Source organism: Bacillus cereus group sp. N31 (assembly GCF_016483245.1).
GTDB classification, from domain to species: domain Bacteria; phylum Bacillota; class Bacilli; order Bacillales; family Bacillaceae_G; genus Bacillus_A; species Bacillus_A toyonensis.
Genome location: NZ_JAEHCH010000029.1, coordinates 29,212 through 46,228, shown reverse-complemented (window position 1 = coordinate 46,228; position 17,017 = coordinate 29,212). Strand labels below are relative to the sequence as shown.

The window sequence follows — 17,017 nt, the reverse complement described above, 5'->3', positions numbered from 1 at the left end:
CGTATGATTTGCATATTTAGTTTTCTCTACTTTTTCTTTTGCTTCCATCTAAAATGGTTCACCTGTAAAAAGTTTTACACTTGCAAGACTTAAACTTAATACTCCAACACACATCCCTATTTTTAACATCCTTGTACTTTTCAAGATAATCAGTCCTTTCGTGTTTAGCAGTACTTAAAATAGATGTCAAACCAGACTCAATGTATCATGTTTAGGCACTAAGTTTTTAGGATTACATTTAATAGACAATTTAAGTAATAAATTTGTTCCACTTTAATATGAGGAAGAAATTTGAGTTTTTATAGTAACGGAACCGAAACTTTAATAGGGGTACAACAACGAGAAATGGAATTTCATAGAAAATCCAATCTTAGCTTGATAGACATGGGGTCGCCATACCAAAAAAAGAAAACTGTACATTTCGACACAATTTAGACACAAAATATCCGATTCCTTGTACGCTAAGGAATCGGATATTTGTTTTACTGTTTTATATAATGGACAATTTTTCGCTTACGAGGCCTATGTAGCAACCGAACCAAATCTTACGTTAAGTATTAGTGGACATCAAAAATAGTAATGACTAATCCAGATTAACATCCATCCGACTCACAATTACATATACCAATATGTTAAATGGATAAATAGTACAAACGGTATGAAAAGAATTTCTACTCTTTTCATACCGTTTTAAATTTGTTTATAAGTTCATACGAAATTCGTGGAAAGATGGCAGCATCTCTTTTATAAACAAGGATCAAAAGTTGCCATACCTGACAACGGAAATATTAATGTAACTCTAGTTCCTTTATTCACTTCAGATTCAATGCTAATTTTCATCCCTAATTTTGAGCACAGTTTTTCGCATAGATACAAGCCCATTCCTGTACTTTTGCTAAATCTTCTTCCATTCTCTCCAGTAAACCCTTTCTCAAAAACTCTATTTATATCTTTAGGTACTATCCCTACTCCATTATCCTCTATAGCTAGTATTACTGAGTTAGTTTTCTTAATTGTGTATATACGTATCATTTGTTCTTTGTTATTTGAGTACTTTATAGAATTTCCTATTATTTGATTAATAATAAATTCAATCCATTTTCCATCACTATATACAATCTCATCAATATCCTGTATATCTAATTTTATTCTCTTATGAATAAAATCCCTATAGTTTCTTTTAATTACATTCCTTACTACATTATCAAGATTGATTGGCTTTATCATATAGTCTTTATTCACGTTAGAGCTTCGAGAATAATACAGAACCTGTTCAACAAACCCCTCAATCCGATTCATTTGAGAGTCAATTTTATTCGTTACTTCATTTTGATTATTTTCAATTATAAGCTTTGTAGAAGCTATTGGTGTCTTAATTTCATGCACCCATGTCTCTATATATTCTCTGTAATCCAACTGCATATCTCTATAATACTTTACATTTTCATGCATATCTCTGCTTACTTCTTTCAGTATAGCGTTAAGCTTTTCCCCATGTATAAAGTTTGCTTCCTTTACTACCTCTGGAAGTAAGTATTTTTTCTCCAAGTTTTCTAATATGCTGTTAATCTCATTATAATAATTTTTACATCTTATAAATTCTATAGCCATATATGAAATCAATGGAAAAAACCAAATACAAAAGACAAAGAATATGATAATGAACGGAATGTGCGCAGTCAGCAATATACCTGCTAGTATGATATATACCAGTACATTTGATAGTATTACTACTATTTTATCTTTAATAAATTCACCTATATTCATGGCATTACATACCCTAAGCTTCTTCTTGTTGCAATTGGATTTTCTATACCTATCTCTTCAAGCTTTTTTCTTAATCTATTTATATTAACAGTTAAGGTGCTATCATCCACAAAATAATCAGATTTCCATAAAGTTTCTATGAGTGAATCTCTTTTTACAATATTTCCGCGATTATTTATTAAGCATGAGAGTATTTTAACTTCATTTTTAGTTAATTCTACAGACTTGTCTTGATAAGTAACTGTTGCATTTGAAAGATTTAAATTAAAATCCCTATAAATTAAGATATGATTCATCTTGAAATCTCCAGATGTTCTTCTTAAAATATTTGTTACTCTTGCTAATAGTATTTCTGTATTATACGGCTTTGTTATAAAATCGTCTGCTCCTAAATTCATACTTATTAGTTCATCTACATCACTATCTCTGCTTGTAACCATGAAGATTGGAACATCTGAAGTTTTACGTATTTCTCTGCATATATAATAGCCATCGAACACAGGAAGATTTATGTCTAGTAATATAAGGTCTGCATTCTCAATTTCTATATATTCGATAATATGATTAAATTCTGTAGGAGCCTTTACTTCATATCCATACTTTATAAAAAAATGTTGTAATTCTTCTCTGATGATTTCATCATCTTCAATCAGAATGATTTTTTTCATGATTTTTCCCTTCCTATATAGAATATAAGGCTATTACATCTTGAGAAACAAGGTGTAATAGCCTTAATGAGCATTATAAAATTAAGTATTACTTTTTACAATATTTTTATACCCGACATATGTCGTGTAGAAATATCCTACATACACTACAAGAAATACTAAGCCCGTCATCAATGCTGGTAAAATAATGTCTGTTTGTTGAAATGTGTTAATATAATAATTGACTACATAAATTCCAACTATAGAATGAATTATGGAAAGAAAAACTGGAAGACTAAAGTATACGAAAGTTTGAATGAAAATCGTTTTGTCGATCATTGTCTCGTTTGAACCAATTCTCTTCAGAGATTTATATCGTTCTATGCTATCACTGGCTTCTGATAATTGTTGAAGAGCTAATACAGCCATACTCGTTATTAAAAATACAATACCTATATATATCCCAATAAACAGTACGATAGTTTTCAATCCCTTACTTCCTGCACAAACTTCATCCTTTGATTTGCCTGCTATACGATTAATATTTAATTTCGGGCCATTTTCGTCATAAAAGCCCCGTGCAACGTTATCATATTTTTTATTATATTCTTCTCTATTTCCATCTAAATAATTTACATTAAGTACGGATTCAGTAATTTTGTAGCCTGATAAAAACTCATCATTTATAACGATTGTGAAGTAATTAGTTCGCACATCATAAGTGTAAAGATTCTCTTGTATAACTTTAGCGTTTTTTACCAAATATTCTTTTTCTTTAATATTCACCTTATTGCTAGTTTTTAATCTTTCATTTGTCGAATTAGCCAACCGGCTTTCATTTGATAAAAGTAAAATTTCATTGTTATTTAAAGTGATTTCCTTTTCACCTTTAAGATTTAAAATTTTATTATAATCAGATACTTTAATGAAATCTATATCGTTATTATAATCTTTACCTTCTGGTACAAAGTCCACCACTTCCATCCCTGTTCGATATACATTATAAGATACATATTTTTCGTTATTACTTATTTTAAAATTAGCTTTATTTAATACTTCTTCTATAGTGTAACTTTCATCCTTATTCTCCAACGTAATACTGGCATCAAATGGTGTTATTTCTTTCGTTGTGGCGTCCATCATTCTGTTAAAGCTGATTCCTGTAGATAAAGCCACCATTGTAAGGAATAACATTAAACAGATTACAGACATGGATATAAAATTTGTATTAACCTTACTATTTATTTGTTTGATGATAAATATATTTAAACCTTTAAAATAGACTTTTTTATTCTTCTTTACAACATATAATATAAATCCAGATAAACTAAAAAAAAACAGCAATGTACCTAATATGCCAAGAATGATTGATACCACGAGCATAGGATTAGTAAAATTCAATCCGATTTTTAGTACAGTCACATATGCATATCCAAGTGATGCTACACACATAATAAATGTGATTACATAGATAAGAGGATTTCTAAATTTTACATCTTCGTTTTTTCTACCTGCTGTTAACAAATCAATTATTTTGTATTTAGAAACAACATATACATTAAATAACATAACAAGTAAAAACATGATTCCAAAGTATAATACGCTTTTACCTATAGCACCTGTTGAAATTGCAAATTTATATTTATTGATGGGCAAGTCAAATAGCTTTAATGCAAATGTAGATAACCCCTGCGATACTCCAATACCTATTATAAGTCCACTCATTAAAGATATAACGCCAACTAGAAATGTCTCTGTTACTAATATTCTGGATATGTTTCTTCTTCCCATACCTAAAGTCATGTATATTCCTAATTCTTTTTTACGTTTTTTAATTAAGAAATTATTTGCATACAATATTAAACCACCTAATATTACGGATACAAATACTGACACATTTGAGATAGCGTTCATTACTGTAGGCACATACTTTCTATCTGAAGCGTTAATTTCCATAAGTGCCTTTTGTGATTCTATTGAGTTAAAGCTATAAAATATACAAACAGCCAGTGTTAGTGTTAAGAAATATATTGCATAATCTTTAAAACTTTTCTTTACATTCCCAATAGCAATCTTAGAGTACATTATTATCGTCACCTCCAAGAAGGGTTATAACTTCGATAATTTTAGTAAAGAATTCTTTTCTAGAATCATTCCCTCTTACCAACTCGATAAATATTTTTCCATCTTTAATAAAAAGAATTCTACGAGCATAGCTTGCTGTAAATGCATCATGAGTAACCATAAGTATTGTAGCTTTTAAATCCTTATTAAGACTTTCAAATCTTTCTAGTAATAATCTAGCTGATTTAGAATCTAACGATCCTGTTGGTTCATCTGCAAGTACTAAAGATGGATCTGTTACGATAGCTCTTGCCGAACCAACCCTTTGTTTTTGTCCGCCTGACATTTGATAAGGGTATTTGCTTAATACTTGTTCAATGTCTAAATACTTTGCAACTGCTTGTATTTTTCCATCAATTTTTGAACTTTTCTCACCTTTTATTGTTAACGCTAGGGCAATATTTTCATAAGCAGTAAGGGTATCTAATAAATTAAAGTCTTGAAATATAAACCCTAATTCATTTTGTCTAAACTTATCTAGTGACTTTGATTTTAACCGAGTAATGTCACTATTATTTATCATTATTTTTCCCGTAGTAACATTATCAATAGTTGATATACAGTTAAGTAATGTAGTTTTGCCACTTCCTGAAGGCCCCATTATCCCAACAAATTCTCCCTCATCTACCTTAAAACTAATATTATCTATAGCCTTTGTTACATTATCTTTATTACCATAATATTTTTCAATTTTTTCTACACTTAATATATTTCGCATTAATACTTCTCCTTTTTCATTATAAAAATTCTTTAGCTCTCATTCATTTATGTAACTAATTTTATATAATTTCATTTATAGTATCGATGGAATTACATTTCATTAACATTACATTTTTGTTATATTGAGTGATACCTCTACATATAAGTTATCAGAAATCGCGATGGTATAAGTAAGGATTATTCGATGCCTTAACAAAGAGGCAGATAAATGTAGGGATATCTGTTCTGGTGCAAAAAACGATAAGACTTATGTAATTAATGGAAATAAACAAACTGATTACGGCGTAACAACAGCTCTATTTAAAAGACATGGATTCATAGTCATTTCAGAAAAAGATTTTGAAAACAGAAAAGGATTCGACCGATAAGACCAAACCCTTTTTATTTTTATTATTTCGCAGCTAGTTTTTCTTTCACTTTCGCAGGAATCTCGTCCTGCTTCACTTCTTCCCAACCTGATACATCTTCTTCAACTTTTTTATCAGAGTAGTAGACGCGTAGGAATGCTTCTTTACGAAGGTGTTTTTGAGTATTGAATTCTAATTCTTTTTTCTTTACCGTCTTTATCAAATCTAGTTAAATTATAATTAAAACGTTTTGATGTTTCTCCATTACCAATCAAAATACGTACAGATTTTAAATTCGGATGGTTTGCTAGAGTTTCATTAAAGTGTTGGTGGTACGCTTTATAGGAAAAGCCCTAATTTACTTCTTCATATTCCTTCATAATTTTATAAAAGGTTTTTTTCTTTAGTTCTAACATTTCCATAAATATAACAGCAGTTATTTCTCCATTCTTCCATTTTGAATGAGTTTCCTCTATTAAAAAAATTGATTGTTCCCCAAAACACAAAAAACACACTAAATTCTCATAAATAACTGTTGTAGTGATATGAATTTTTCGTTTTGGGATACTTTAAAATATTAGCTTGATAGCGTGGTGCTACCCCATGCCCATCAACTTAAGAATTCAGAATTACCCCAAAATGAAAAAATGAGCTTTTTTGTTACAAGTTAGCACAAAATTTCGTTCTGGGAGTAGTTGTATTTTCTTAGCTTGATGGCGGTGTGACGCTCCCCTATAATGAATATATTGTTTGATTGTTAGTATTTTCTATAGGGAATGAATCCAATTGAATGTTGTTTACGTACAATCATGACAAGAAAAAGAGCATCCTTAACATGTAAGGATGCTCTCTTTTATTTAAGAACAGAAGGCGAAGTCTTTTCTAACCATAAAATGCCATCATATTGTTCGATAGGAATCATGATTTCTTCTCGATCTTTGTCCCCCCAGTAACTTGCTGCAGTTGGGGTAAACATCCATGACGTTTCTGGTCGGTTACTTTCTCCTTGTAAGTTTACAAAGACATTTGGACTTCCAACGGTGCTTATTATTTTTTCTACACTTTGTTCTTCATGTTCTGTATGTACAGTAACAATTTTGTTATTTGCAGAGTTCCAACTGCTCCCACTATACGCAAATACGCCAATCGTGTACATTTGGTTTTTGATGCGCTGCGGAAGATAATCCATCATATTAGGGCCTACAAAATTGTATTGCTGTAACTTCGTATAGTCTAATATCATTTTCGAATTTTGTTTCCGAATATGATAATTATGTCCCCATACAATAATTTTATTGTCTTTATATTGCATTTCAGTGAGCCATGCTAGGTGTTGAGCCATTTTTTGATCTCGGATATAATCAGCGTAGTCTCTAACATTAGTAGAGAAGATGCCACCTCTAAATTTCATATAAGCATCTAGATGTGTTTTAATCGCATCAATCCGTATATTGATTGATTTCTCAAGGAAATTCACATCATACGTAGGGTGAGGTGCAACTTGAGTCAATTTAGCTTTATGATTCTGAATAAAAGTTCTCACATTTTCAAACTTGTTGATAACAGGTTGAATTTCTATTTTATATTGATCATAGGGATATGTACCTTTATAACCATTGTAATACTTATCCAGTTTAATCAACTCTGTTACTGCTGCATCAAATTCAGATGCCACTTCAGGACTTAGTTTTTGCAACCAGTCTTTCGCATACGAGTGGAATGAAGATCTATAAAACAAATTTATATCAAAACCAGCTAATGTTAGTGGCTTTCCTTTTTCTTTTTGTTCTTTCATATAGGTAAACAATTGTTCAACTTCCTCTGTTTGCCATACACCTTCTAAAGATTGTTTCATAGCTTCAGTAGCGGTTAAGTTATCAAAATTTTGTTGAACCGTACTTGCTTCTGCAAATCCTGATTCAAATGCAATTACATCATATCCCATTTCTTCATGTAAGTACTTAATCATACGTATTTTGGATTGATTCATTTCCTTAGCACCATGCGTACTTTCGCCAAGTACAACAATACGCTTGTCCTGTACGGCCTCTTTTAGAAAAGATAAATCTTCTTTTGTTTGGGAAGTGGGTTCATTTAATCTTTTTGCATGTCCATTTAGCCATTCCTCCCATTTGGGTTGATCGACTGGCTTTTCTGCTGCAAATGCTACAGATGTGAAGGTCGTACAGGCAAGAAGCGTACTCATTAGCCCGATTTTCCATTTTTTACGCACAACAACGCCTCCAAGAATTATATTTTTAGAGATTGAATAGAATATGTATCAAAAATTCACTAATATACCATTATTTATAATAATATATATACTAATTCTAAACAATATTAATATTAGAAAAATTTAAAATACGCTTCATACATATTGAAGAAACCTTCTATATAGGGGACGCACCCCATATATAAAAAATAAAACTAAGTTTAGGTATTTATATAATTTTTAAAACACGGCGTTGAATATCCAAATAAAAGCCCAGTAATATCATACATAGGTACCGATATTACTGGGCTTTATGAGTTTAACATTTTGTATGTTTTATAAAACTATTTTTCTTTCGGAAGTACAATCCCTTTATACAATTGAACTGTAATCAAGTAGTAAATCGAGTAAATCACTACGAAAATACTAATTGGTAGCCAAATACGAAAGTACGGATCAGCCAAAAGAACGCTGAACATGTTTATACCAACTAATACGTGAACAATACCCACAATTGCTGGGACTAAAAATACGAAGAATAACTCTTTATAAATCGATTGTATTAATAACTCCCTGCGAACACCGATTTTACGAAGCATTTGATAACGTGTACTATCTTTGGATGCACCGGATAGAATTTTAAACATTAAGCAGCTTGCCATCATTGCTAAAAATGCAACTCCAACGAAAAAACCCATAAACATTAGTCCGCTGGCAAAATTATGACTCACAATATACGCTTGATACTTACTATCCAATTCTTCCGCTTTTACATTTTTATATTTTGCTATCTGTAATTCATCAAGTTTTTTCCATTTTTTTATGTATGACCCAAAATCATCTGTTTTCCCCATAAACACAGTACTTTCTTTACCCTTCATACCATCGTATATGTTTTGATCTACAATTTTCATTTCATAATCAGGATACATATAATCTGGCTGAATCGCACTGAAAGCCTGGATCCATTGTTTTGTGTCCGTCTCTCCTTGAACCCGTTTTATTGAAAATGCACCAGTGGGTATTTCCTCTGAAACTTTCTCTATTTTCATACCTTGCAAGAAAGGGCGATTTTTTTCTACATCTTCTTTAAGATAATAAACATACCTATCATCAACTTTGTAATGATATTCAAGTTTTTCTTGAAATAAGATACCACTCAAAATTTTCTTTTCTTCCGCTGTTGGATTATGAATGACTGAATCGTAAATTCGCATTTGATCTGTCATTTTTAGGATGTTATTTTTAAATGCCATACCACAAGCAATTCCACCAGCACCAAGAGCCACTAAGATTGCTACTGTTGCAAGCACATTTGTTAGACCATTAATGCGGAAATTTAATTGTGCAAAAGTAAAAGCATTTAGTCCTTTTTCACTATGTTTTTTATTACTCTTTAGCTTGTTAATCATAACTGGGAGAAGTGATCCAAATATAAGGTAAGTACCAACGGTTGCTGTGATTAATCCAACGGCCATTAATCCCAAAACAATTAGCGAATTTGCATGAGAAATATAAATCAGTGATGCATAACCAATACCTAATAAAAGAATACCAAGGAATGCAACTACAACTGTCATTTTTCCTTTTACGGCGACACGTTCTGTTTGGGCATCTGCATGTACAAGTTGCAGTACAGAAATACGCGATAATTTAATGCTATTCATAATTGCTGATAATATAAATAGTGCAAAGAAGAAGACGCAAGTAATAATGATAGATGGCAGATAAAATGCTTTATAACCTTCACCAGTAAACTCGAGTTGTTTCATTAATAACTGACCGATACCTTCTGCAAGTCCTACACCAATTGTAATTCCAATCAAAAGAGATGTGGCACCTAATATGATTGTTTCGATAAACATAAGTAAGGTAACTTTATGCTTTTTTGCTCCTAACATCATATACATACCAAATTCTTTTTGGCGAAGAGCTGATAAGAAAGAGTTTGCATATAAAATATAAAAAAATGTGATAACCGCTAACAAAAAGGAACCAATTTTAAATACAGACACAATATCCCTAATAGAAGAGTTAGATTCAAGGAACGTTTTATTGGATGCTAGCGTTTGAAACATATAAAAAGTCGAAATAGAGACAATAAGACCAACAAGTAAAACAATATAATCTCGCAACTTACTTTTTAGGCCTGACATGGAAAGCTTAAATAACATGATTGAACTTCCTTCCTTACGCTTTTTGTGTGCCTAAGTTTGCAAGCACATCTAAAATTTCTTTATAGAATTCTTCACGGGTACCACCACGATGAATTTCTTTATATAACTCACCATCTTGAATGAATAAAATACGCTGACAGTAACTTGCACTATATGGATCATGCGTAACCATCATAATGGATACACCTTGTTCTTTATTTAAGCTTGTCATCGCATCCAGTAAACTTGCTGCATTTTTAGAATCAAGCGCTCCTGTCGGCTCGTCCCCTAAAATAATTGCTGGCTCATGCACTAACGCACGTGCTGCTGCGGAGCGCTGTTTTTGTCCACCCGATACTTCAGATGGATACTTTTGAAGGATTGCTGAAATTCCTAACATATCAGCTACTTTTTCTACTTTCTGTCCAATATTTCGTGATGGGACACCCTGAAGTGAAAGTGGAAGTGCAATATTTTCGTAAATAGATAAGTTTTCTAATAAGTTAAAGTCTTGGAAAATGAATCCTAATTTTTGCGAACGAAAATCAGAAAGCTCACCTTGCTTCATTTTCGTAATATCCGTTCCTGCAATTTCAACAACGCCGCCTGTCGCTTTATCTAACGTTGAAATTACATTTAATAATGTTGTTTTACCAGAACCAGATGGCCCCATAATTCCGATAAACTCACCCTCTTGAATTGAGAATGAAACACCTTTTAACGCGTGTGATTGGTTCTCACCTTTTTTACCGTACACTTTTTGTACGTTTTTCACGTCTACAACTGGTTTCGTCATATATATCCTCCTACGTTTGTTTTTTCATTTCTTTAAAATAAGTTGCTATTCATATTTGCTACTAACAAAATAGTCATGTTGCATCTACCTTTTCCAAAAGACTATCACGATGTATCCAATTGAAAGCTGTAAAGAAAATTTTATTTTAATTTCTCCACTCACCTCATCGCTTTGAATACATACATGATAAACTATAAAAATTAGGAAACACCCTGAAAAAACCTTAAGAATTCTTAAGGTTTATAAAAAAAGCTTATGGAACATGTAATTCCATAAGCCAATCTATTTGATTGGATGTTCAACAATAAAGGATATCCAACCTTCTTTATATTCTGCATATATATTACCATGATGAAGTTCAACAATTCTTTTTGAGATAGCAAGTCCCAGTCCATTTCCTTGATCACTTTTTCTTGCCTTATCACCCCTGAAAAATCTTTCAAACAATTTATTAGGGTCGCTAACAGGTGGCTTCTCGACTTTATTCGATACATTCAAAATTGCTTTATTACCTATTAGTTCAAGACATACGCATAATTCCGATGGTTTCATGCTGTACTTTATCGCATTCATAAACAGATTTTCATAAACACGTACCATTTTTTCTACATCCATGAAAATAGGTATTGTTTCTTCCGTTATTGATTTTTGAACAATTAAACTTTCCTTTTCAAATATAGGAGTATATTCTCCAACTATTTGCTCCAACAAACCTGATAAATCGACTTCATTAAAGTTTAACTTAGCATCGATGCCTGATAAACGCGTATATTCAAACAGTTCATCAATTAAATATTTCAATCTCTTTGATTTTAAATACGTGGTTTCAAGATATTCCTGTAATTGTGTGTTACTGTTGTATTGCCCTCTTTTTAATAAATCTATATAGCCAATAATAGATGTTAACGGTGTGCGTAAGTCATGAGAAACATTGGTTATAAGTTCATTTTTTGTACGTTCTAATCTTCTTTCTTGTTCAAATGTATTTTCCAATTCCTTGGACATATAGTTGATATTTTGAGCAAGTTGGGTCAATTCGTCCTTCCCCTTAATCCCAATTGTCAAACCCAGTTTTCCATTTGCAATAACATTTACATTATCCGAAATGAGCTTCAAATAGGCTATTTTCTTTCGAACCAATATTAAAAAAATTATTATAAAGTTAATGATTGCGAACGCGAATAAGAACAACAATGCTAAATTGAATTCAAACATACCAAACTCTTCATATTTTACAAATAATGGATCTATGACATATACCAAAATGAGGATTGTTAAACCAAATGAAATAAAAAAACTAACTGCAACAGCACCAAGAAGTTTTATAATGATCTTATTTCTGAAACTAACATTCTTCATATTTTATACCCAATTCCCCAAACAGTTTTAATATAAATGGGATGTTTAGAATCTTCTTCAATTTTGTCTCTTATTTTTGTAATATGCACCATGACGGTATTGTCTGATTTATAAAAAACCTCTTTCCAAACTGATTCATATATTTTTGCTACACTCAGGACAATCCCTTTGTTACGGGCAAGTAGTTCGAGAATATCAAACTCTTTTGGAGTTAGCCTTGTTTCCTTTCCCCTTACCCATACTTGGCGCGTATCTGTATTCACGGTTAAGTCACCAATTTCTAGAATGCTTTTATTATGTTCTATTGACGTATTGTATGTTTTAAACCTTCTTAATTGGGATTTTACCCTAGCGATTAATTCTAGTGGGTTAAACGGTTTTGATAAGTAATCGTCGGCACCAGAGGCTAAACCCTGAATTTTGTCTATATCCTCTGATTTTGCAGATAGCATAATGATAGGCATATTGCGATCTTTCCTAATCTTCATACACGCTTCAATACCATCCATATTCGGCATCATAATATCTAAAATAATTAAATCAAACTCCTTTTCTTCTAACAGTTGTAAAGCTTGTATAGCATCTTCTGCCTTTTGAGTTTTCAAACCTTCATTTTCCAAATAAACAGAGATGAGATTTCTAATCTCTTTATCATCATCGACAATAAGAATTTTTGACTCCATATGATTCCTCCATATTTTTTCTCGTATTAAACAGCTAAAGACATAAGCAGGTGAGACATTTGTATCTTCTTTTTTCTTAAGTTTGTAAACGGAAGACAAGAAATAACATAATAGATATAAATTATATCGTTCGCCTAATATATTGTTCAACATTTACTGCTGAACCATATACAATTCATAAGTTTCCTTCTTATTTTAATTAATTTTTCTGTGAATACACCTGTACTTGGTCCATATTTGACAATGTAATTTCCTTTCTTCAAATCAGTTTCTTCAATTAATTTGTCTCCAAGAAACCTCGAACTTGGAAAGGGCTACACCAACTGATTTTTAGTTCATCATATACAGAAATAAGAAAACGAATTGTTTTCTTGTTTAAACACCCCACTGGTACGAATTCATAATCATAATCTAGATTCCAAACCTTAATAAAAAGGGGCAAAAGTTCTTAAGAATTCTTAAGCTTTCTACAGCAGCTTGGTCAGAAGAATATATGGCCACACTTGAAATGTTCACTATTAGCTTCTTATTCTAAAGGTAGTTATTAACAACAGCTCAAAAATATAGTAAAGTATTAGTTTTAATTTTCAATTATCCAAGTGGGAGTCCATTCTTCTTTAAATAGACATAATATTATAAGAACCTAAAGTAATTTATGGGAAATTTCAGGGTTGGCATTACATTAAATAATATTGGTAAAGGAATTCGTAAATTTAGAAAGATGTATACGCTAGCCCAAAAGGGGGGCGGTGCAAAGTTTTTTAACAGATAAAAAGTTGATATGATTGCAGATGGATTTTATGTGATCAATAGTAATTAATATAATCCATTGTACATTGAAAACACGAAGTTTGGTTGTTGCAAATTGATTATGAATATCTAATCCAATTAGAAGAATACAATAATCAATTATCCAAAATTAACTTCATACAAAAACTAATAACGAGCCTTTATAAATTTTGCTTACTCTTTTAACATGGAAACATATATGTCTATCAAAATAAAAAAAAATACCCCTTTAAAATAGAAAAAAATGCTATTCTTTCTGTATATTTCTACAAAAAGAATAGCATTTTTTATTTTATCTTTCTATATAAGCTATACCATGAGCTCCCTGATTTACAGAAGGATCTGTATTTCGATCTCCTGGATCAACTTCAATGGTATGAACATTCTTGTAATTAACTAAATCTAATACACTTATTGTCCCTGATCTAAGGTTAGAAACATATCCAACCGTTCCGTCAGTAGAAGAACGCATTGTAATTGGGAGTAAATTATGAACAAGCTTTATATGTCAAAATGATAAAAATAGTACAGGACAATCATAATAAGCAACTTCAAAAGTTGATTCACGAGAAAGTGGATCACCAAAATTTTATTATGTCCTGGGTTCACGAGGTAAAGCTTCCAATTGCCGCAAGTAATTTACTCATTGAGAACAGTACGGGAAAAACAGTAGATTTTCTTGTAGATAAGTTTGAAGATGAGCTGAACAAAATTGATAATTATGTGGAACAGGCTCTTTACTATTCACGGATTGACTCGTTTTCTAAAGACTATTTCATTACAGATGTACAGTTGAATCAAATTATTAAAGAAAGTGTAAAGAAATATGCCAAAATCTTTATCACGAAACGAATTCACTTACATATGGAGGAAATGCAGAAATTCGTTCAAAGCGATAGCAAATGGCTTGCATTTATCATAGACCAAATTACTGCAAATGCTTTAAAGTATGTAAATGATGGTGGAGAGATTTTTTTCCGTTTTGAGGAGGATCATAAAGAAAATCGATTGCTTATTCAAGATACAGGCATTGGGATAAAGCAAGAAGATATACATCGTGTGTTCGAAAGAGGATTTACAGGTTCTACTGGAAGAACACATACAAAATCTACTGGAATGGGCCTGTATCTTGCGAAACAAATGGCTTTAAAATTAGGGCATGATATTTCTATTCAATCACAAGAAGGAAAATATACAAGGGTTACCATCCATTTCCCCAAAATAAGAAATTACCATCAATTCCTGTGAAGAGTAGATTAGGGATACCTTTAGAATATTTTTAAAAACATTAAAGTTCTTAATGCATATGTGTTCAAAATGATTTTTAAACCAGAACCTTATTAGACAGTGCTTTTTAATGAAATTTATATTTTGAAAATTTTATATGTGATAGCCCATTTTTTAAAACTTCATATGTATAGAGATTTCGCCTATATTTTGCATAACAGCTAAATCTCTTTTTGTGTACAGAAAATTGTATAGTTCTGTACACAATAATATTGAACAAAAGGAGATAAAAAAAGATAATAATAAATAGTGTTACATCATTTAACGCAAAAAGAACCTGGTTCAACGGTCGAAATATTAGCTAATAAAAATGAGGAATTTACTAAAGCACTGCATTGTTATGTGGAATCAGGGGAAAGTTTTAGAAATAACAAAGATATATATAAACAGTATAATAATTTTAGAAATAACTATTGTAAAATGAGGGCGCAAGAACCTTTAGAAAGAAAATAAAAAGATGAGAAAAGTGATGCAAGTAAGTTGCATCACTTTTTTAGATAAATACGGGAAGTAGCTCTTAAGATTCAATGAGTCTTTTTTCCCGCCTTTGAACAGTTCGTTTAGGCTTCAATACCTTTATTCAATGATATTTCAGCAGTACCTTTATTTTTCACATTTAATATTTTTGTTCCTTAGTCATGAATATACTTAGAAAACCTCTAAAAACTATTTGATAATCTTTTAGAATCTAACTTTCTTATAATGCTCTTTGCTATTTCTTCAATATTTTCATTTAAAAAGAAATGATTACCTTCAAAAGAATGGAGAGTACACGTTTTACTTGTATATTGCTCCCATTTTATTACTTGATCATATGTAGTAAATTCATCATTTTCCCCATTAAATATAAGAAAATCAATATCACATGGTTGTATATTATTGTCATGAATATATGTCTCGACAATTTTAAAATCTGCTCTTAGAATTGGGAGAAAAATCTCCATTAATTCTTCTGATTGTAGTACCCCGGATGGTGTACCTCCCATTGCAATAACTTCTCTTTTAAATTGCTCATTAGAAAGATTATATCGGATATTTTTTATTTTACTATTTGGATGGTTTCTACCGGACAAAACAAGAAATTCAGGCGATACGTTTTTAGAGTCCTTTATTTTTCTGGCTACTTCATAGGCGATCAAACTTCCCATGCTATGCCCGAATAGAATGTAGGGCGAATCATCTATCTGCATAACTATATTATTGTAGACATCATTTACGGCCTCTTCCATACTTTCGTACAAGTTTTCTTCAATTCTATATCCTCTACCAGCTAACTCTATCGGGACTACCTCAATATATGGATTAAAGTGATTTTTCCATTTTGCGTAACTAAACGCAGATCCCCCAGCATGTGGAAAGCAAAAAAGTTTAGTCTTCTGCATTGATTTTCTCCTTACTTTCAAATTTGTATATATTTTGGCAAATTGAATAAATGTCTTTAATTATTATCTCTTGCGGAAATTCATCCCTTGTTGCACAAGCAGATATCTTATAATTTGGCTCAATGTTATATTGTCTAAAGTAAAAGTTTTGAGGTATATACTTATATGAAATTAAAGTTCGTGACTCTTTTTTTATAGAGGATGAATTTAACGGGATATAAAGCCCTTTTCCAATCGTTTTTATATAACTTTCTTTTAATGTCCATAAATCATAAAAATAATTAATTTGTTCATCAGAATTCATTTTAGATATATCATAAAATTCTTCCTCTGAAAAAAATTCATTTGCTAATTTAAGAGCCTCTATTTCTGAAACCTTTTCTATATCAATACCCACATTAAAATTAGCAGTAGTACAAACCACCCATTCTTCTGAATGTGACAGATTAAAATGAAAGTCAGAAAAATTTTCAACAAAAGGTTTTCCATACTCATTATATATAAATCTAATTTCTTCATTATTAATTTTATATTTTTGGCAGATTAGAGATCGGATTAGTAAATCCCCTATCAGGGTCCTATTAATGTCGCATGAGTTTAATAAACGCTTCATTCGTTCTTTCTTCTCATTTGAAACCAAGTTACTAAGTTGCTTAAACAAATGACTTTCAATATTCTTTGGTATTTTCACAGCTTGAATGTGTATGATATATCACTTCCTTTTTTAAAGGATGGCTTCACATATGTG

General features: G+C 31.2%; 12 protein-coding genes and 3 pseudogenes. 2 read left to right on the top strand and 13 right to left on the bottom strand.

Going from position 1 to position 17,017, the window contains the following annotated elements; all coding sequences use genetic code 11:
• Window positions 1-744 precede the first annotated feature (744 nt).
• From JDS81_RS25510 to JDS81_RS25460, 11 genes and pseudogenes are all read right to left on the bottom strand, one after another.
• Window positions 745-1,767 (bottom strand): sensor histidine kinase, encoded by a 1,023-nt coding sequence (locus JDS81_RS25510; RefSeq protein WP_097954251.1) that lies wholly within the window; start codon window positions 1,765-1,767, stop codon window positions 745-747.
• Window positions 1,764-2,435 carry a response regulator transcription factor gene (locus tag JDS81_RS25505; RefSeq protein ID WP_097954252.1) on the bottom strand — a complete coding sequence of 224 codons (672 nt, stop codon included), beginning with the start codon at window positions 2,433-2,435 and terminating at the stop codon, window positions 1,764-1,766. The genes JDS81_RS25510 and JDS81_RS25505 overlap by 4 nt, the downstream gene beginning before the upstream one ends.
• Window positions 2,436-2,516: 81 nt before the next feature.
• Window positions 2,517-4,499 (bottom strand): FtsX-like permease family protein, encoded by a 1,983-nt coding sequence (locus JDS81_RS25500; RefSeq protein ID WP_097954253.1) that lies wholly within the window; start codon window positions 4,497-4,499, stop codon window positions 2,517-2,519.
• Entirely contained in the window at window positions 4,489-5,256 is a 768-nt protein-coding gene (locus tag JDS81_RS25495) for an ABC transporter ATP-binding protein (RefSeq protein ID WP_001244401.1), read from the bottom strand. Before JDS81_RS25495 ends, JDS81_RS25500 begins: the two co-directional genes overlap by 11 nt.
• A 392-nt stretch (window positions 5,257-5,648) precedes the next feature.
• Window positions 5,649-5,871, bottom strand: a pseudogene (locus JDS81_RS25485) (YxeA family protein); the annotation flags it as partial.
• Window positions 5,872-5,958: 87 nt separating this feature from the next.
• A pseudogene (locus tag JDS81_RS30585) lies at window positions 5,959-6,099 on the bottom strand (integrase); the annotation flags it as partial.
• 359 nt (window positions 6,100-6,458) lie between these two features.
• On the bottom strand, window positions 6,459-7,838 hold the full coding sequence (locus JDS81_RS25480; RefSeq protein WP_142307078.1) for an erythromycin esterase family protein: 1,380 nt from the start codon (window positions 7,836-7,838) through the stop codon (window positions 6,459-6,461).
• 323 nt (window positions 7,839-8,161) lie between these two features.
• A complete protein-coding gene (locus JDS81_RS25475) occupies window positions 8,162-9,991 on the bottom strand; it encodes an FtsX-like permease family protein (RefSeq protein ID WP_097954254.1) in 1,830 nt (609 codons plus the stop codon).
• Window positions 9,992-10,007: 16 nt separating this feature from the next.
• Entirely contained in the window at window positions 10,008-10,769 is a 762-nt protein-coding gene (locus JDS81_RS25470; RefSeq protein WP_097954255.1) for an ABC transporter ATP-binding protein, read from the bottom strand.
• Window positions 10,770-11,051: 282 nt separating this feature from the next.
• A complete protein-coding gene (locus tag JDS81_RS25465) occupies window positions 11,052-12,128 on the bottom strand; it encodes a HAMP domain-containing sensor histidine kinase (RefSeq protein ID WP_088122180.1) in 1,077 nt (358 codons plus the stop codon).
• Window positions 12,125-12,811 carry a response regulator transcription factor gene (locus JDS81_RS25460; RefSeq protein ID WP_097954256.1) on the bottom strand — a complete coding sequence of 229 codons (687 nt, stop codon included), beginning with the start codon at window positions 12,809-12,811 and terminating at the stop codon, window positions 12,125-12,127. Before JDS81_RS25460 ends, JDS81_RS25465 begins: the two co-directional genes overlap by 4 nt.
• Window positions 12,812-14,086: 1,275 nt before the next feature.
• Here JDS81_RS25460 and JDS81_RS25455 point away from each other — a divergent pair.
• Window positions 14,087-14,848 (top strand): annotated as a pseudogene (locus JDS81_RS25455) (ATP-binding protein); the annotation flags it as partial.
• 288 nt (window positions 14,849-15,136) lie between these two features.
• Window positions 15,137-15,340 (top strand): HNH/ENDO VII family nuclease, encoded by a 204-nt coding sequence (locus tag JDS81_RS25450; RefSeq protein ID WP_252199197.1) that lies wholly within the window; start codon window positions 15,137-15,139, stop codon window positions 15,338-15,340.
• Between the two features lie 206 nt (window positions 15,341-15,546).
• Here JDS81_RS25450 and JDS81_RS25445 read toward each other — a convergent pair whose 3' ends face one another.
• Together JDS81_RS25445 and JDS81_RS25440 are read right to left on the bottom strand one after the other, a co-directional pair.
• On the bottom strand, window positions 15,547-16,269 hold the full coding sequence (locus JDS81_RS25445; RefSeq protein WP_097954258.1) for a thioesterase II family protein: 723 nt from the start codon (window positions 16,267-16,269) through the stop codon (window positions 15,547-15,549).
• Window positions 16,256-16,960: a 4'-phosphopantetheinyl transferase family protein gene (locus JDS81_RS25440; protein WP_097954259.1), complete on the bottom strand. Its 705-nt coding sequence runs from the start codon at window positions 16,958-16,960 to the stop codon at window positions 16,256-16,258. Before JDS81_RS25440 ends, JDS81_RS25445 begins: the two co-directional genes overlap by 14 nt.
• Between the last annotated feature and the right edge of the window lie 57 nt (window positions 16,961-17,017).

What these genes read in the sequence shown, in the direction of transcription:
- JDS81_RS25510 (WP_097954251.1), bottom strand. Translation starts at nt 1,767, where the DNA reads ATGAATATAGGTGAATTTATTAAAGATAAAATAGTAGTAATACTATCA.
- JDS81_RS25505 (WP_097954252.1), bottom strand. Translation starts at nt 2,435, where the DNA reads ATGAAAAAAATCATTCTGATTGAAGATGATGAAATCATCAGAGAAGAA.
- JDS81_RS25500 (WP_097954253.1), bottom strand. Translation starts at nt 4,499, where the DNA reads ATGTACTCTAAGATTGCTATTGGGAATGTAAAGAAAAGTTTTAAAGAT.
- JDS81_RS25495 (WP_001244401.1), bottom strand. Translation starts at nt 5,256, where the DNA reads ATGCGAAATATATTAAGTGTAGAAAAAATTGAAAAATATTATGGTAAT.
- JDS81_RS25475 (WP_097954254.1), bottom strand. Translation starts at nt 9,991, where the DNA reads ATGTTATTTAAGCTTTCCATGTCAGGCCTAAAAAGTAAGTTGCGAGAT.
- JDS81_RS25470 (WP_097954255.1), bottom strand. Translation starts at nt 10,769, where the DNA reads ATGACGAAACCAGTTGTAGACGTGAAAAACGTACAAAAAGTGTACGGT.
- JDS81_RS25465 (WP_088122180.1), bottom strand. Translation starts at nt 12,128, where the DNA reads ATGAAGAATGTTAGTTTCAGAAATAAGATCATTATAAAACTTCTTGGT.
- JDS81_RS25460 (WP_097954256.1), bottom strand. Translation starts at nt 12,811, where the DNA reads ATGGAGTCAAAAATTCTTATTGTCGATGATGATAAAGAGATTAGAAAT.
- JDS81_RS25445 (WP_097954258.1), bottom strand. Translation starts at nt 16,269, where the DNA reads ATGCAGAAGACTAAACTTTTTTGCTTTCCACATGCTGGGGGATCTGCG.